This is a genomic window from Paenibacillus sp. Root52 (genome assembly GCF_001426865.1).
In the GTDB taxonomy this organism is placed as follows: domain Bacteria; phylum Bacillota; class Bacilli; order Paenibacillales; family Paenibacillaceae; genus Paenibacillus.
On record NZ_LMFO01000029.1, the window covers coordinates 518,071 to 535,334 of the forward strand.

General features: G+C 44.9%; 13 protein-coding genes. 9 read left to right on the plus strand and 4 right to left on the minus strand.

Going from position 1 to position 17,264, the window contains the following annotated elements; translation table 11 throughout:
* Window positions 1-294 precede the first annotated feature (294 nt).
* Window positions 295-2,727 carry a glycogen/starch/alpha-glucan phosphorylase gene (locus ASD24_RS23510; protein WP_056701097.1) on the plus strand — a complete coding sequence of 811 codons (2,433 nt, stop codon included), beginning with the start codon at window positions 295-297 and terminating at the stop codon, window positions 2,725-2,727.
* 157 nt (window positions 2,728-2,884) lie between these two features.
* On the opposite strand, the gene ASD24_RS23515 is transcribed toward ASD24_RS23510, so the two are convergent.
* On the minus strand, window positions 2,885-3,559 hold the full coding sequence (locus ASD24_RS23515) for a pentapeptide repeat-containing protein (RefSeq protein ID WP_056701099.1): 675 nt from the start codon (window positions 3,557-3,559) through the stop codon (window positions 2,885-2,887).
* Window positions 3,560-3,769: 210 nt separating this feature from the next.
* Here ASD24_RS23515 and ASD24_RS23520 point away from each other — a divergent pair, with 210 nt between their 5' ends.
* From ASD24_RS23520 to ASD24_RS23555, 8 genes are all read left to right on the plus strand, one after another.
* Window positions 3,770-4,636: an AraC family transcriptional regulator gene (locus ASD24_RS23520; protein WP_056701101.1), complete on the plus strand. Its 867-nt coding sequence runs from the start codon at window positions 3,770-3,772 to the stop codon at window positions 4,634-4,636.
* A gap of 44 nt (window positions 4,637-4,680) precedes the next feature.
* Complete coding sequence (locus tag ASD24_RS23525; protein WP_056701103.1) at window positions 4,681-5,145, plus strand: VanZ family protein; 465 nt, start codon at window positions 4,681-4,683, stop codon at window positions 5,143-5,145.
* A 270-nt stretch (window positions 5,146-5,415) separates the two neighbouring features.
* Window positions 5,416-7,104, plus strand: a complete 1,689-nt coding sequence (locus tag ASD24_RS23530) for a glycoside hydrolase family 13 protein (RefSeq protein ID WP_156395531.1) — start codon at window positions 5,416-5,418, stop codon at window positions 7,102-7,104.
* 122 nt (window positions 7,105-7,226) lie between these two features.
* Complete coding sequence (locus ASD24_RS23535) at window positions 7,227-7,919, plus strand: metal-dependent hydrolase (RefSeq protein ID WP_056701104.1); 693 nt, start codon at window positions 7,227-7,229, stop codon at window positions 7,917-7,919.
* 456 nt (window positions 7,920-8,375) lie between these two features.
* On the plus strand, window positions 8,376-10,097 hold the full coding sequence (gene treC, locus ASD24_RS23540; RefSeq protein ID WP_056701106.1) for an alpha,alpha-phosphotrehalase: 1,722 nt from the start codon (window positions 8,376-8,378) through the stop codon (window positions 10,095-10,097).
* An 85-nt stretch (window positions 10,098-10,182) separates the two neighbouring features.
* The gene (gene treP, locus ASD24_RS23545) at window positions 10,183-12,204 is read left to right on the plus strand and encodes a PTS system trehalose-specific EIIBC component (RefSeq protein WP_056701109.1); all 2,022 of its coding nucleotides are present in this window, start codon (window positions 10,183-10,185) and stop codon (window positions 12,202-12,204) included.
* Window positions 12,205-12,475: 271 nt separating this feature from the next.
* On the plus strand, window positions 12,476-13,330 hold the full coding sequence (locus ASD24_RS23550) for a hypothetical protein (protein ID WP_056701110.1): 855 nt from the start codon (window positions 12,476-12,478) through the stop codon (window positions 13,328-13,330).
* A 26-nt stretch (window positions 13,331-13,356) separates the two neighbouring features.
* Window positions 13,357-13,623, plus strand: coding sequence for a YkgJ family cysteine cluster protein (locus ASD24_RS23555; protein WP_056701112.1), 267 nt, complete (start codon window positions 13,357-13,359; stop codon window positions 13,621-13,623).
* Window positions 13,624-13,770: 147 nt separating this feature from the next.
* On the opposite strand, the gene ASD24_RS23560 is transcribed toward ASD24_RS23555, so the two are convergent.
* The 3 genes from ASD24_RS23560 to ASD24_RS23570 form a co-directional block, all read right to left on the minus strand.
* A complete protein-coding gene (locus ASD24_RS23560) occupies window positions 13,771-14,910 on the minus strand; it encodes an AbrB family transcriptional regulator (protein WP_235540772.1) in 1,140 nt (379 codons plus the stop codon).
* Window positions 14,911-15,068: 158 nt separating this feature from the next.
* The gene (locus ASD24_RS23565; protein ID WP_056701113.1) at window positions 15,069-16,385 is read right to left on the minus strand and encodes an MFS transporter; all 1,317 of its coding nucleotides are present in this window, start codon (window positions 16,383-16,385) and stop codon (window positions 15,069-15,071) included.
* Between the two features lie 91 nt (window positions 16,386-16,476).
* The gene (locus tag ASD24_RS23570) at window positions 16,477-17,166 is read right to left on the minus strand and encodes an O-methyltransferase (RefSeq protein ID WP_056701116.1); all 690 of its coding nucleotides are present in this window, start codon (window positions 17,164-17,166) and stop codon (window positions 16,477-16,479) included.
* Window positions 17,167-17,264: the final 98 nt, after the last annotated feature.

The following is a 17,264-nucleotide window of genomic DNA, read 5'->3' on the forward strand; positions in this document are numbered from 1 at the left end:
TTCTATAAATATATAAAATAAAAATCCTGTAGGATGGATTCACGTTCATGGATAGAAGTTATTTTGCAGAAGAGCTCAACAGTAAGTGAAGGGGACGAAATCAATTCTGAAGAAGCGTAGCGTTCGCCTTTGTCTCCAAAGTTCAACCTATTAAATAGGTTGAACAAGAAATTTGGGAGACAACAGCGATCGAAAGAAGGATTCGTCACCGTAACGACTATTTTGCAGAACGCTAGTCACTTCAGTGTATGAACCGTCACCGTCCTACAGGATTTCACTGGGAGGAACCTACTTTTGTTTGACAACAAAGAAACGTTCAAGAGCATATTTCAACGGAATCTGGTCAGCAAATTGGGCAAACCGCTTGAAGAAGCAACGCAGGAAGATGTCTATCACGTACTTGGAAGTATGATTCGCGAATACGCGGGGCAAGATTGGGCGACCTCGAATCAAGGATTTAAGCAGCGGCAGGATAAACAGGTCTATTACTTCTCGCTCGAATTCCTGATTGGACGTCTGCTCGGTAATAACTTACTCAATGTCAATGAATTAGAACTCGTCCGTGACAGCCTGGCTGATCTAGGTTTCTCGTTAGAGGAAGTGGAGGAACAGGAAGCGGATGCTGGACTCGGTAACGGTGGATTAGGACGGCTCGCAGCCTGTTTTCTGGATTCATTAGCTTCCCTCGGTTATGCAGGTCATGGTTGTGGTATTCGTTATAAATATGGTCTGTTTGAACAAAAAATCATTAACGGTAACCAGGTTGAGCTGCCAGATAATTGGCTAGAGAAGGGCAATGAGTGGGAAGTCCGCCGTCCAGACAAGAAAGTCGAAGTAAAGTTCTGGGGTCGCGTTGAAACGCAGGAAGAGAATGGACGTTATCAGTTCGTAACGAAGGATGCTGAATCCGTTGTGGCGGTTCCCTACGATGTGCCGATCATCGGGTATGGTCACCCTCACGTAAATACGTTGCGACTGTGGAGTGCTGAGCCGAAGCGCGAAAGTTCGCTGGATACCCCTTCGAACTATTACGGATACCTCGATTACAGTCGTTCGGTCGAGTCGATCTCAGAGTTCCTGTATCCTGACGATTCTCAGTATGAAGGTAAGCTGCTGCGTTTGAAGCAACAGTATTTCATGTGTTCGTCTGGAGTACAGAGTGCCTTGCGGACGTTTAATAAGCTGGGTCTGTCCTATGACCGGTTGCCGGATAAGGTTGCATTCCATATTAACGATACACATCCAACACTCGTCATTCCTGAGCTGATGCGCATCTTAATGGACGATCAAGGGTATGGATGGGATGAAGCGTGGGACATCACGACCCGCACGGTCTCGTACACGAACCATACCACACTCAGTGAGGCGCTTGAAAAATGGCCTGTATCCATGATTAGCAAGCTGTTGCCACGGATCTACATGATTATTGAAGAGATTAACAAGCGCTTCTGCAGCATGCTTCTGGATCGATATCCCGGAGATCAAGAACGTATAACACATCTGGCGGTTATTGCGCATGATCAAGTTAGAATGGCACATCTCGCTATCGTGGGCAGCCACAGCGTCAATGGTGTAGCGGCGCTGCATACCGAAATTCTTAAAGAACGTGAGATGGCTCCGTTCTATGCACTCTATCCAGAGCGTTTCAATAACAAAACCAATGGAATAACCCATCGTCGCTGGTTAATGCATGCCAATCCTAAACTATCTCATCTCATTACAGAGACGATCGGGAATGCTTGGATAACCGAACCCGGTAAGTTAAATGAACTGACAACCGTTTCGCAAGATGCATCCTTCCAAGAGCAATTCCGTGCCATTAAACGAGGCAATAAGGAACGGCTTGCGTCTTATATTTTGGATCATACGGGAACAGCGGTGAATCCAGACTCTATTTTTGATGTGCAGGTGAAACGATTGCACGGGTATAAGCGGCAATTGCTGAACATTCTGCACGTTATGCATTTATACAATAAGCTCAAGAATGATCCCACGTTCGACATCGTACCGCGGACATTCATCTTTGGTGCCAAGGCTGCGCCAAGTTATTATTTTGCCAAAAAAATCATTAAGCTCATTAACAATGTAGCAAGCACGATCAATCAGGATAAGGCAGTTAATGATCGTCTAAAAGTATTTTTCCTTGAGAACTACTCCGTTTCCCTGGCAGAGAAAATTATTCCGGCTGCGGATGTCAGTGAACAGATTTCGACGGCGGGTAAGGAAGCATCGGGCACGGGCAACATGAAATTCATGATGAACGGAGCTTTGACCATCGGAACGATGGACGGAGCCAATGTCGAGATGGCAGAGCAGGTTGGAGAGGATAATATGTTTATCTTCGGACTACGCGCTGATGAGGTGTTAAACTATGTTCATTCCGGTTCCTATCGTCCTGGTGAGCTGGTCAGTCAGGATAACCGAATCCGTGAAGTGGTTGAGCAACTGATCCATCCGGGAGCATTTTGCCATCGGGAAGGGGAATTCTGGGATATTTACGATTCACTGGTTGCCCATGGCGATGAATATTTTGTACTGCGTGATTTTGCTGCGTATGCTGAGGCACATACTGCAATTGACGTGGCATACCGTGATATACCGGATTGGACTCGCAAGGCTGTGCTGAATACTGCACAATCTGGCATATTCTCGAGTGATCGTACCATTAGCGAGTATGCGACAGATATCTGGGGCATTGAACCGGTATCTGGATATTGGAAAGGGTAATGAAATGGAGAATCCCCTCGGTCAATCGAGGGGATTTGTTTATGTATAGAAGCCTGCGAGCTACCTTCAAGCTTGGGCTGTCATCCGTGTACATATGTAGTAAATTGACGTCGTTAAACTCGTGTACGGTTACTGTAATCTAATAATATAGTAAACATCACTCCTCTTTTACCACAAGTCCGAAAATTTTAGTGAACAAAATCGCCTGCGGAGCAGAGATTATACAGCCTTGAAGATCCTCCATCGTCACGCCGAGATTGTGAAACTCACAGGTACTGATATCAATGCCATTCAGCGGTGTGCTTGAGAATTGAGCTTTATCAATGTTGTTCTGCTCAAGTCGAATTTTGCTAAGGGTAGCACTATAAAAATCTGCATGAGCGAAGGAGCTAAGCTCGATCTCAACCTGCTTCAGATTAGCAAAACGGAGGGTAGCGTATTCGGCCAAGCATTCACTAAACCGCACGTTGCGTAAGGTCGAACCGAGCAGGTCAAGACCTACCATTTTACAATGAAGAAATGTCGCTCGGTGAATGATGGCCTCACTCCAGTTCGCGTTGGATAGATCGCAATGCTCGAAGATCGCGTCTGTAATTTCTACACCGGGCAGAGCCATGTCTTCAAAAACAACATGTTTAAAATGCACCTTCTCCATCAAAACTTTATTCGCCTCACAACCAGATAAAGACCCATTCTCGTATAATCCTTGTTCAATGGTCTGCTCATCATGGAGCTGTAATACCTCTACAGGTACTGCTTCAAGCTGACGTGGGAGCTTGGGTAGCGCAAGCTTGAATTCGTTGGTCACGGTTGGACGGGATTCGCGAGTCATGATTACCTCCTAATGAGAAATTATCGCTTTAGTAACACCTTATCAGTAGAACGAATGTTTGCCAATAGGGAGCAGACACATGAACGACGAGTAGGCATGAACGAAATGTTCGCACAGAAAATCAAAAAAAATCGTGTCAGCTCAGTCATAATGATGGAGAAATCGTTCATTTCATATCTGCAGCATAGCGTAGAAAGGAAAGGGTGCAACATGGATCATTACACACGTATCCAACTTGCGATTACATACCTAGAGGAACATCTACAAGATGATTTTAATGTGAAGCAGACAGCTGCATGCGCTGGCTTCTCTGCGTTTCATTTCCAGCGTTTATTTCAGGCTATAACAGGGTACACCGTGTTGGAGTATGTACGCAGGCGTAGGCTCAGTGAGGCGGCTCAACATGTGAGGAATACGAGCGAAGGTATACTCGACATCGCCTTGAACTGGGGGTATCAATCACAGGAAGCATTTACACGGGCGTTTGCAACGTACTGGGGCGTGACACCTGCCAAATTTCGCAAGTTGGAGGATAATTCCTATTCTTTGAAGCTCCAGCAGATGATTGATTTCAACGATTATCGGAATCAGCTTGGAGGGGGATTTTATATGAACTCACCGCACATCGTAACGCTTGAAGCAATTCGCATTATCGGGTATGAGTACAAGACGAATTTGAATGACAATCAGCATTATGGAGACATTCCGGGCTTTTATCATCAGTTTGGAACAGAGCAGAAATTCATGGATATACCAGACCGTTCACGCCCGGATCTAGCGTATGGCATTGCCTGCCACTTTCAGGAAGATGGTCAATTTTCTTTTATCGTAGGTGAGGAGAGCGCTAGTGTAACACCATTGTTGAAGCCAGGGTACGTGGAGTTTGAAATTCCCGGCGGCGTGTATGCGGAGTTCAGGGTTGATGGTTCAGGTCAGGATATTCGCAAAATGATCTATGGTAGCTGGTTACCCCAATCCAATTACGAGCGAGGGGAAGGAGCAGACTTTGAGGTGACCGATGTATGGAAGTCATCCACTGAGCAGTTGGACATGAAGATCTATATTCCGCTAAAATAAACAGAACCGCTCCGCGGTAATAAAAGCCGGAGGGCTTCAGGAATATGAGTGGAGATTCATGGATTAACTCCAGACAGTGCAAGATCATTGTGGCAGCGATCACCGTGATCTATGTGCTGTTTATGGGCAATTTATTATTTTTCAAAGGCAGAACGGTAGGCTTAAGCTATCAATATAACTGGGTACCTTTTGAAACGATCAGCCCCCTTCTCTTGGAGAGAGAAAAGTACACCACAGAAGCTTGGGTAAAAAATCTATTTGGCAATATTGTATTATTCATTCCCTTAGGCGTATGCATTCCCGTGTTGATTCGCAAATGTCGATCCTTCCTGAAGCTTACAGTAACCGTTATCCTAATTTTATTTGCGGTAGAACTAACGCAGCTAGTAACCCGGGTTGGGACGTTTGATGTCGATGACATTATACTGAATACATTAGGCGCATGGATCGGATATGTAGGCTTGCGGATCTTAGTGCATGTTGAGAGACTTCGTCAACCGTCTATATAGATTGAACAGCGATCGAAAGGTTATTATGCCATCGGAGTGGTCAGTGTAAATATGTATAGTTCAATCTATATAGTAGGCATAGTTCAGAGTTTAGGTAAATCAAGGTGTAATAGCGGGATCGGGATAGCGTATACCTACCATAGGGCCACGCTATCCCGATCCTTTTTGCGTGTAATTGAGTAGCGGGTGTTTATCAAGAGTGCATTTCGGATAAAACATATTAACGGGATATTGAACGACCTTCATAAATTAGAATATTAGAGAAATGAGGTGGCTGACATCGTTTGGTGGAAAGAGAGTGTAGTGTATCAGATCTATCCGATCAGCTTCATGGACTCGGACGGAGACGGTCATGGTGATCTGCGAGGAATCTATGATAAGCTCGATTATCTTACGGATCTTGGAATCGATGTAATCTGGATCTGTCCGATCTATGAATCACCGGGTCATGATAATGGCTATGACATTAGCGATTATTACGCGATTATGCGTAAATATGGTACGATGGAAGACTTTGATCGATTGCTGGAAGAGGCACATAAGCGTGGTCTTAAAATCATGATGGATCTCGTGCTGAATCATACTTCGGATGAACATCCGTGGTTTGCAGAATCACGTTCAATGAAAGACAATCCGAAACGGGACTATTATATCTGGCGATCCGGTAAACACGGTCAACTTCCGAACAACTGGGAATCTTATTTTGGGGGTTCAGTGTGGAAGCTTGATCCGGAGACGAATGAGTATTATTTACATTTGTATTCTGAACATCAGCCTGATCTCAACTGGGATAATCCACAGATGGCGGAAGAGATGTATGAAATGGTTCATTGGTGGTTGGAAAAAGGGGTCGATGGCTTCCGTTTCGATGCAGTTGCTCATATTGCGAAGGCAGAGGGTCTGCCCAGTGCGCATAATCCCGATAATCTACCTGTTGTGCCTGCATATCAGCTATTCTCGAACCTGCAACAAGTTCATTCCATCTTAAACAAGCTGAACGATATGATTCTGAAACCATATGGACCGATGACAGTAGGTGAAACATCGGGTCTCGGCCCTGAGCAGGCTCTTGCTTATGTAGGAACGGATCGTAATGAGCTTAATATGGTGTTTCAATTCGAGCACATGTTTGTAGATGCGCAATCCTCAGGGATCGGGAAGTGGAACTACCGAGAGTGGAAGTTACCCGAGTTGAAAGAAATTATGAGTCAATGGCAGACCGTCCTGCATGGACGCGGGTGGAATGCGAACTACATGGGAAACCATGATCAGCCTCGGCCGGTATCCCGTTTTGGAGATGATGGCAAATATAGAGTGCGCTCAGCCCAGATGCTGGCGACCTGGATGTTGACTCTTGAAGGTACACCATACATTTATCAAGGCGAAGAGATCGGCATGACCAATATTGCTTTTCCGGACATCGAACAATATCGAGATATTGAAACGATGAACTATTACAGACATCATATCGGTCAGGGAAGATCGAAACAGGATGTCATGGAGGCCATCTGGCTGAAGAGTCGGGACAATGCACGAACTCCCATGCAATGGGATGACAGTGAGCATGCTGGATTCACGAAGGGTGAACCTTGGATTCAGGTGAATGATAACTTTACAGAGATCAATGTCGCTGCTGCTGAAAGTGATCCACAGTCCATTTTACATTACTATCGGAAATTGATTTCACTGCGCAAAAAAAACAAGGTGCTGATCTATGGGGCGTATGAATTACTTCTTGCCGATGACCCCGATATCTACGCATATACACGGACTTTAGATGACGAGAAAGTGCTAGTGATCCTAAACTTTAGTTCAAATGAACCTGAAATGCATTGGCCCGAAGGATGGGCAGCAGAACAAGCCAAACTCATGATCTGTAATGTGAACAAACGTTACTCGACAGATGAAGGCACCATTTTATTGCAGCCTTATGAGGCAAGAGTTTATCGAATGCTCTAAATTGTTCTAATTTTGATTTGTATGCTGGCTATGGACTATACTTATAAACGTAAGTTGTGAAATCATGGATGTGAAGTAAACTACATTACTGTTGTATATTAACTTGTCAGGAGGCTGCCGAAATGCTGCAGATTACTTACCATGGACATTCCAGTGTCCAACTGGGCACAGAAGAAAAATCGCTGATCATTGATCCTTTTCTACGTGGCAATGAGCTGGCTGTTACTAAACCCGAGAACATTAAGACAGACGTCGTGCTGTTGACTCATGCACATATGGATCATATTTTGGATGCTGAACCGATTGCGAAGGCGAATAACGCCAAAGTGGTTGCTATCGTGGAGTTGGCTACATACATGTCATGGAAAGGGCTTGATACGCTGGGTATGAACATGGGCGGAACTGTGGATCTTGATTTTGCGCAGGCGAAAATGATTCAAGCCTTCCATACATCAGGAATTGTGCTGGAAGAGGAACAACGCATTATGTACGCAGGATTGCCTGCAGGATATATCATTAACATCGGTGGCAAAACGATATTGCATGCGGGTGATACAAGCTTATTCGGTGATATGAAAATGATTGGAGATCGTCATAAGATTGATGTTGCCTTCCTGCCGATTGGTGGACACTTCACCATGGGGCCTGAAGACGCACTTCAAGCCGCAGCGTGGTTTAATGCCAAACTGACCATCCCTGTACATTATGATACATTCCCAGTGATTCGTCAGGATGCCGAAAAGTTCGTACAGCAGCTAGCTTCCATAGGATTGGAAGGTCGAGTGATGGCGCCAGGGGACTCCTTTAGTTTATAGAGGTTGTTCTCAATCGTCCACTCTGGATCGAGCAATGAAGAAGGTGAGTAACACGTTAAGTTAGATGACGTGTTACTCACCTTCTTTTTTTGAGATTTAAAGTGTGAGTTCAGGGTGTAAGTTCATGATACCGAACTATATGCATATCTTTAGGTTGAGGCGAGGTGGGTTATTCACTTTAGACAAATCACCGATATCATGGCGTTTCCGAACGTTAGTTTCAAAATAAATGTTACATAGCAACCATTTATGGGGAATGTGTAGAAAGGGTATGTATAGCGGTTTTTCACCAAGCTTCATCAGAGTTCGCTCAGGTTAGCAAATTCGAAGTCGTTAACACGAACTTATAAGAAAGATATAGTTTCAACTTGTATATACATGTTTACTTATGTAATATAGACATGAAGTTAACTGATGAGATAGACCAATACGTATTAAAATTTTGGAGGCGTTAACATGAGTTCAACCGACACAACTTCCTCATCGTGGTGGAAAACGTCCACGGTGTATCAGGTATATCCCAAGAGCTTCAACGATACGACGGGAACAGGCACAGGGGATATTCGAGGCCTGACGGAAAAACTAGACTATTTGCAGCATTTGGGCATTGATATCGTATGGCTGCAGCCGGTCTATGTTTCTCCTCAACATGACAATGGCTATGATGTGGCTGATTATTACAAGATTAACCCTGACTATGGCACAATGGAGGACTTCGACGAATTGTTGAAGGGGCTCAAGGCACGAGATATGAAATTAATGATTGATATCGTGGTGAACCACTCGTCCACGGATCATGAGTGGTTCCAGCAGTCGAGGTCTTCCAAAGATAATCCGTACCGGGATTATTATATTTGGAAAGATCCAGCTCCAGATGGCGGTGTGCCGAACAATTGGCAGTCTAAATTTGGTGGGCCGGCATGGCAATACGATGAGCATACAGGTCAATACTTCCTAACCTTGTTCGACAAAACACAGGCTGATCTGAATTGGGAGAATGAGCAAGTACGCAAAGCTGTGCGCGATATGATTAAATTTTGGGCGGATAAAGGAGTAGACGGCTTCCGGATGGATGTCATTAATCTGATCTCCAAGGATCAGCGTTTTCCAAACGATGACGGCAGTGTACCTCCGGGAGATGGTCGTAAGTTTTACACCGATGGACCACGCGTACACGAATACATCACCGAGATGTATGAAGAGGTGTTCGGTCCCTACAATATGGTCACGGTGGGAGAGATGTCTTCCACAACGTTAGAGCACTGCATTCAATATTCCAACCCGAATTCGCGTGAATTCTCAATGACCTTCAATTTTCACCATTTGAAAGTGGACTATCCGAATGGTCAGAAATGGGAACTGATGCCGTATGATTTCGAGGCAATGAAGCAATTGTTCAGTGATTGGCAGACAGGCATGCAAGCAGGTGGAGGCTGGAACGCCTTGTTCCTCAATAACCATGATCAGCCTCGGGCATTGTCCCGTTTCGCGGATGATGGTGATTATCGTGCCGAAAGTGCCAAAATGCTGGCAACCACGATTCATGGCATGCAGGGAACGCCATATGTGTATCAAGGAGAAGAGATTGGGATGCCGAATCCCGTATGGAACGATGTAAGTGAGTTCCGCGATATTGAATCAACCAACATGTATCGATTGCTACAGGAGGAACGAGGTAAAACGGCTGAAGAAGCTTTTGAGATCGTGAAGCAGCGCTCACGTGATAACTCAAGAACCCCGATGCAATGGGATGCAAGTGAGAATGCAGGATTTACAACTGGCACACCATGGATCAAGGTCGATGAGCGATATCCTTCCATTCATGTGGCTGAGCAACTGGCTAATCCGGATTCAGTCTACTATCACTATCGTAAACTGATTGCTCTTCGTAAGCAGGTACCTGTATTGATCGACGGATTGTATGAACGTCTTGATGATGCCCATCCAGAAGTATTCGCTTATGCACGCACGAATGGAAGCGATATGCTGATTGTGGTATCTAACTTCAGTCAGCTCAGTACGAATTTTACATTCTCTGATGCGATCTGGAAGGAACATATTGCCGGCAAAACCCATGAATTGCTGATCGGCAATACAGAGCAGGAACCTGATCTGAAGCAGGAATTATCATTAAGCCCTTATGCATCTTATATGTGGCTAGTTCCACAAAAGAATTAGTAATCATTGTTCCAACGGTTCTTATTGGAAAACCGGGCTTTTGGAACATGAGTATATACACATTAACTAAGTGGGAAGTGACATTATGGCAATAGATAGAAAACAGGTAGAGGAGATAGTACGCGCAGTTGGCGGCAAAGAGAATATTGAAGCTGCAACGCACTGTGTTACACGTCTCCGGTTTGCCTTGGTTGATGAGAGCAAAGTTGATGCGGCAGCTTTGGACCAGAATGATTTGGTTAAAGGTCAATTCTCATCCCAGGGTCAATTTCAGGTCGTCATCGGGCCAGGGCTAGTAGATAAAGTCTATGATGAGATGATCCAGATTACAGGTGGTGACCGTTCTTCCAAGGATGATGTGAAGGCGGCAGCAGGGAAGAAACAAAATCCGATTCAACGCGCCATCAAAACCCTTTCGGATATTTTCATTCCGATTCTGCCAGCGATCATTACAGCAGGTCTATTGCTCGGGATCAACAACATCCTGACAGGGCCGGGAATATTCTTTGATAAAGAATCGTTAGTGGATGTGTATCCGGCTTGGAAGGATTTAGCTTCTATTATTAACACGATTGCAAGCACGGCCTTCACATTCCTGCCTGCACTGATTGGTTGGGCAGCTGTTAAACGATTCGGCGGCAGTCCGCTGCTCGGGATTGTGCTCGGGCTAATCCTTGTACATCCTGATCTGCTGAGTGCCTATGGCTATGCTGATGCAGTGAATGAAGGTACGGTACCTACGTGGAATTTGTTTGGTTGGCATATTGAGAAGATCGGTTACCAAGGGCAGGTTCTGCCGGTACTAGTATCAGCTTATCTGCTTGCCAAGATGGAAATCTTCCTTAACAAAAGAGTGCATGATTCCGTTAAATTACTTGTAGTGGCACCCGTAACATTACTTATTACTGGATTTTTGGCATTTACAATCATTGGACCAGTTACATTTGCAATTGCGAATGCCATTACATCGGGTCTGATCTATATCTATGATTCATATGCAGCACTGGGTGGATTAATCTATGGTGGACTATATGCATTGCTAGTTATTACGGGAATGCACCATACCTTCCTTGCAGTAGACGTACAATTAATTGGTAGCCAGGGCGGTACATTCCTGTGGCCGATGCTGGCGCTATCCAACATCGCACAAGGTTCCGCGGCACTTGCGATGATGCTTGTACTGCGTGAACAGAAGATGCGCGGTCTCGCGGCAACATCCTCGGTATCCGCCTTCTTGGGGGTAACGGAGCCGGCAATCTTTGGTGTTAATATTCGTTATCGTTATCCGTTTATCTTCGGTATGATCGGTTCGGCTATTGGCGGTGTATTGCTTACAATGAATAATGTTCAAGCTACCTCAATCGGGGTAGGGGGCGTACCTGGATTCTTATCCATTTTCCCGAACAAATGGGGCGTCTTCTTCATCGGTATGGCTATTGTATTGATTGTACCGTTCCTGTTAACCGTTATTTTCGGAAGAGCCAAAATGAGAAAGCAAGATCGTGAGGCGGGCAGTGGTTCTGTGACAGAAGATCATGTATCCACGTCAACTTCTACTTCCGAGGATAACCGCACTACGGCAAACAAAAACACAGATTCTAGCGGTGCACCTGCGGTGACTTCCGATGCGCAAGCCTCAATTAATATTCTTGAAGTGATGGCTCCGTTAACGGGTAAAGCCGTATCGTTGGATCAGGTTCCAGACCCTGCCTTTGCAGAAAAACAAATGGGTGAAGGGATTGCCATTGAACCTTCTGGCAACAAGGTCGTTGCTCCTTTTGATGCACAGATTGCCCATGTCATTAAGAGCAAACATGCTGTCATCTTGGAGCATGCGAGCGGTGTTCAGATCCTCATCCACGTCGGTATTAATACCGTGTCACTGAAAGGTGAAGGTTTCAATATGCATGTAGAAGCTGGAGAACATGTGCGAGCTGGGCAAACCTTGCTTGAATTCGATCGTCAGACGATTGAAGCAGCAGGCCATCCACTAATTACGCCAATTATCGTTCCTGACGGTCAGGATGTGGTAGACCGAGTTGAAGTTACAACAGGTGACGTTACATCCAATCGTAACGGCGTGTTAAAGGTATATCTGAAGGGATAACTTGATGATCCGATTAGAAGGGAAGCTCAATTTATTGAGCTTCCTTTTTATTTGGATTTATCTCATAGAGAATAAACAATGTAGTTTAATACAATTTATTTGGTTATGTTACATTTTGTGATACGGATGTTTCTATTATCCTTTATACTCGTCTTAGTTCAGGTAATATGAGAGAATTGAATAAGATGTGAACTCCCGCATACCTTCAATTTATAGAATAGCTTGAGGAGATGAAGAAATAGGTATTTGGTCAAGGATGAGGAGGGGAACCATGGCACGTATTGCGGTGATGATCATTCATGGGCTTGGTAGGCAAAAAGAAGACTATGCGGATCAGCTTATTTTACGATTGCAGTATGAATTCGATCAGGTCATGGTTATGCCGGGAGCAGCCAAGCAGTATCTCGATATTGAGCCTGTATTTTGGGCTGATGTATTCGAAGAGAGGGAAGAAGAACTATTCCAGCAGCTTGTAGTTTCGCCTCAATTGAATTACCAGGTACTGCGCCGATTCGTCATCCATTATCTCGCTGATGCTGTTGCTTATCAGCCTGTTGAACAGCAGGGACACCATTATGATGCTGTACACCGTACACTAAGCGAAGCGATGCACAGACTCTCTTACCGTAACGGGCCAGAGACACCTCTGTGCGTGCTGGCTCATAGTTTGGGTGCAGTCATTGCGAGTAATTTCTTCTATGATCTTCAATATCCCTCCAGTCGAACACCTTGTATAATAGATGTAACATCAGCTTTGGAGCGGGGAGATACCTTAACTAGCTTTTATTCGTTCGGAACGACACTGCCGCTGTGGAGTTTACGTTATCATGATTTTAGTCAGCCCATTCAGGTTCCAGCGAAACGAGCTCATCAGTTTTTCCCGGGGTTAGAAGGGGAATGGGTTAACTTTTATGATAAGGATGATATACTTGGTTATCCCTTACGTCCGATTGATCCGGCCTATGGAGTTGCCGTGAAGGAAGATATCGAGATTAACTCAGGTAACTGGGTACAGAGCTGGAATCCGCTCAGCCATGGTGGTTATTTTCACAATAGAACCATGAATCATAGAATAGCCCAGGGATTAGCTCGAATGTGGACCTGGGTGAATCGTGAGTTACCATAAGACATCGTAATGAAGGAGACATTATTTTGGAATGCAGAACAGGTTGTGCCGCGTGTTGTATCGCCATTTCGATATCTTCACCGATTCCAGGAATGAAGAGTGGCAAGCCGGCAGGGGTACGCTGTGTACAACTTACGGAAGATAATCGTTGTAGTATTTTTGGACATCCAGACCGTCCTGATGTGTGTAGTGGATTACAGGCTTCATTCGATATGTGCGGTAGTACAGATCAAGAAGCTTTTCGTATCCTTAGCTGGCTCGAACAGGAAACGAATCCGAATGCTCATAACTAAGGGATACACATTATAGTCAATAGCTCGTAGCTGAATGACTCATAACAGATCCCGATATTAATTATTGGCTTATAAGAAAAGCTTGAATCACGAAGAGTACCTCGGGTTGATCCCGGGGTACTCTTTGTGTGAGATAAATTCTCTCATTTAATTGGATGGCCGTGAACATATTTCTGAATTGCCTTCTTTCTGTCTCAATAGTCGAGTGAGAACGATCTTCAGAACAGAAGAGACGATAAAGAAAATAAATAAAATTCGGAACAGCTGATATCCTGAGACGACCGATAGATTGGCGTTTACCTCATGAGCCATAATACTCATCTGATCCATGCCTCCTGGAGCCATACTAAGTAGGGAAGTAGCGGCTGATAGGGAGTACACATGCATGAGAATATAACCTAGCCCCAGAGAGCCAGCAATGAGCAGTACGCTACTAAGTAGAGCAAGAGTGACGGTTTGCGTCTTGCGCTGTAGCTGCTCTGGTCGAAGCATCAAACCGACATGACTACCAATCATCAACTGCGATAGATTGAGTACAGAAGAGGGCAGTGCAGGTGTATGCATCGAAGTGGTTAATTGAATCACACACATGACAATCATTGGCCCAAGCATAAAGGCAGTGGGAAAACGCAGCTTACGTGCGATCCAAGCGCCAATGACGCATAGTGGGGCATAGATCCATATTTCTGGGAATAACGCTGTCCATAAGGCACTTGTTCCCAGCACAAGGTCTGTTCCTACAACAGTAGCTCCACCGACCCATGGACTGAACAGCAGAAAAGGAACACAGAACACAATCATGATTAACCTAGTCACCTGCAAAAAGGTAACCAGGGTTAGATTAATGGATTTCATCTCCTCAGCTAAAGAAACCATCTGGGATAATCCGCCCGGAATACTCCCAACAAGCAAAGACGGAAAGTCAAATGGAGTAAGCTTCGAAGCGAGATAGGCCGTTAATGTACAGAATCCAATGAGTAGTAAGGTCATGAGCAGCATCATGGGAAGCTGGTGCATAATTCCTAGTAATGCATCCTCTGTAAGGGTGAGGCCGATCGAATAACCAACAATCAGAATTCCGTAATCGCGTACGTTTGCAGGCCACATTAACGGAAGCTTAAGCACTTGTGCACCAAGAAGCATGAACACCATTGGCCCTAGCAGCCAAGGGATTGGCGTATGGATCGCAGTGAATACGATACCTCCCAGTACGGAGACGCTCAAACTGAGCAAAAAACGAAAAACAACGGAGGGACTATGCTTACGCATCATTCCCATCCGTTCCATTTCCTCATATTAGTTGGCACGAGCCCTATACGTGAACCGGTATATAGGTTTAAGTTGCAAATTTGATTCATGTAAGATCACTCCTGATGAATAGGCGCTTATTTTACTTCAAGGAATCTTCGACCCTTCAACTCATCTCACTCTACCTTACTCGCTTATCAATGCGTTGTCACCTGTGCAGCAGGTTTGGCTTCCCTAAACATCACATAATACATCAGGGACGAAATAACATACAGGCTGCCTGTAATACTGAACGTGATCGCATAACCCCAGTACGTTCCATAGGTAGTAACCAGATAAGATTGTACAGGACCCATGGTAGCCCAGCCGATCATGAAGGCCGTCTGCATTAATGAATTCGCAATCCCACGTCGCTTATCAGAGATTTTGTCAACCAGAATGGCGGAGTGAATCGGATTAGCCGCATTCATTAGTGCTTGCCTAAACAGGAAGCTGATGGAGGCGATCACCAGCAGATTCGTGAATCCCGTAAGCAATAGGAAAGGCAAGGACATGATCTGGAAAATGACGACAGCTCGAACGCTCCCTACCTTTGCTGCAAGCGTAGGCCCAATCAGCATGGAGACAATGGTCATGATCTGACCTAAGGAGATAAGTAGACTCATCCCGCTGAGAGAAACAGAAAAACGATTCGTGAAGTATAGATTCAAATAAGGTACAACAAGACCAGAACCGAGTCCAATCAATAATTGAGTGATAACAAACTGACCGATCAGTCGGGAATCCTTCTTTTTGAGCTGAACATTAGACTCACGGACTACTCCAGTGGATTCAGAGATAACTCCTTCAACGCTTTCCTTCGATTGAATGGTTGTAGGCGTTGGGTGAGTTGTTTGGGGTGTAGTTGATTTATCGTTGATAAATAATAAAGGAATAAATGCGGCTAGCGTAGCCACGCCTCCAATAATTAACACCGTTTGTAAACCGGTGACCACCGCGAATCCTGCTGAATGAAGCAGATCAGCAAATACGCCGCCTCCCAGACTTCCTAGCACCTGAGATGCAAGAACAAGAGAAGAATAGTAACTGAACATTTTCAAGCGCTGACTCTTCTTCACATTTTCAGCCAGGAAAGGGATCGCGAGAACTTGGAATACCCCAGCAAAAAGTCCAGAGAACACGGCAAACCAGATTAACCCACTGGCGGAATAGTCGAACGAGCGTCCTATGAGGAACATTCCGCTGAACAATGCTCCGACGATGAGCAACCGTTTGCGACTGAAACGATCACCGCCGAGTCCTATAGGCACGAACATAATCGCGGTTGCTAGCGATTGAATACTGACAATCTGACCATTCATGGTGTCGTTGTAGCCAAGACCTTGAATGTACAAATTATACAGGACAGAGAACATGCCATTACCGATCTGATATAGAATACTAGCTAGAAAAAAAAGTTGGATATTGCGGGACCAGCCCCGAATTTCCGAAACGATCTGTCTTAGAACTCTCAAGTGGTTTCCCCCAGTCGATGCTGTGCAGTGTTACCAGTTTAACAGGAATGGGGAAATTTCGGAACAATTGACCACTGTTTATTTTTTTGGTTTATGGCAAAACACGTGCAAGCATGAATCCATCATACCCTTTGCTGCCTACCGTTTGGAGTGCAGTTGCTTCAAGTTTAGGATGGTTTGCAACCATATCTAGGAAGGTACGTACACCTTGGACTCTCTCATCTGTGCTGTTTGGATTGGCCACTTCACCATCTCGTACAATATTGTCGCCAACGATAAGACTTCCAGGACGTGCTAAGCGTAGAGCCCATCGGAGATAATCGGGATTGCTTGGTTTGTCAGCATCGATGAAGATGAAATCGAAGGGTTCACGGTACTCTTCTTGTATGTCCGGGAGAGTCGTCAGGGCTGCCCCAACACGTAGGTCAACTTTATCCATAAGCCCTGCATGGCTAAGATTATGACGAGCAATTTCTGCATGATGTGGATCGGCTTCAAGAGTTACGATTCTACCTTGATCAGGCAACGCACGAGCCATCCAGATCGTACTGTAACCGCCCAGTGTTCCAATTTCGAGGACTCGCGTTGCTCCATGAATCTGAAGCAGAAGTTGAAGAAATTTACCCTGATTTGGTGTGACATCATGGGCAGGCAATCCACCAGCGGCATTGTGGTTTAAGGCTTGCTCGAGCAGTGGATCGGCGGGAATCAATCGATCATTCAGATATTGATCTACTTGAGTCCATGTGTGTAGTAAGGAAGAAGAATTCACATTTTTCATTAAGCATGTTCCTTTCCGGATAAGGGTTTGGGATTTCTTAATTCCACTATACGACTTGCAAGATTATAAATAAAATATATATATTATATTTAATCATA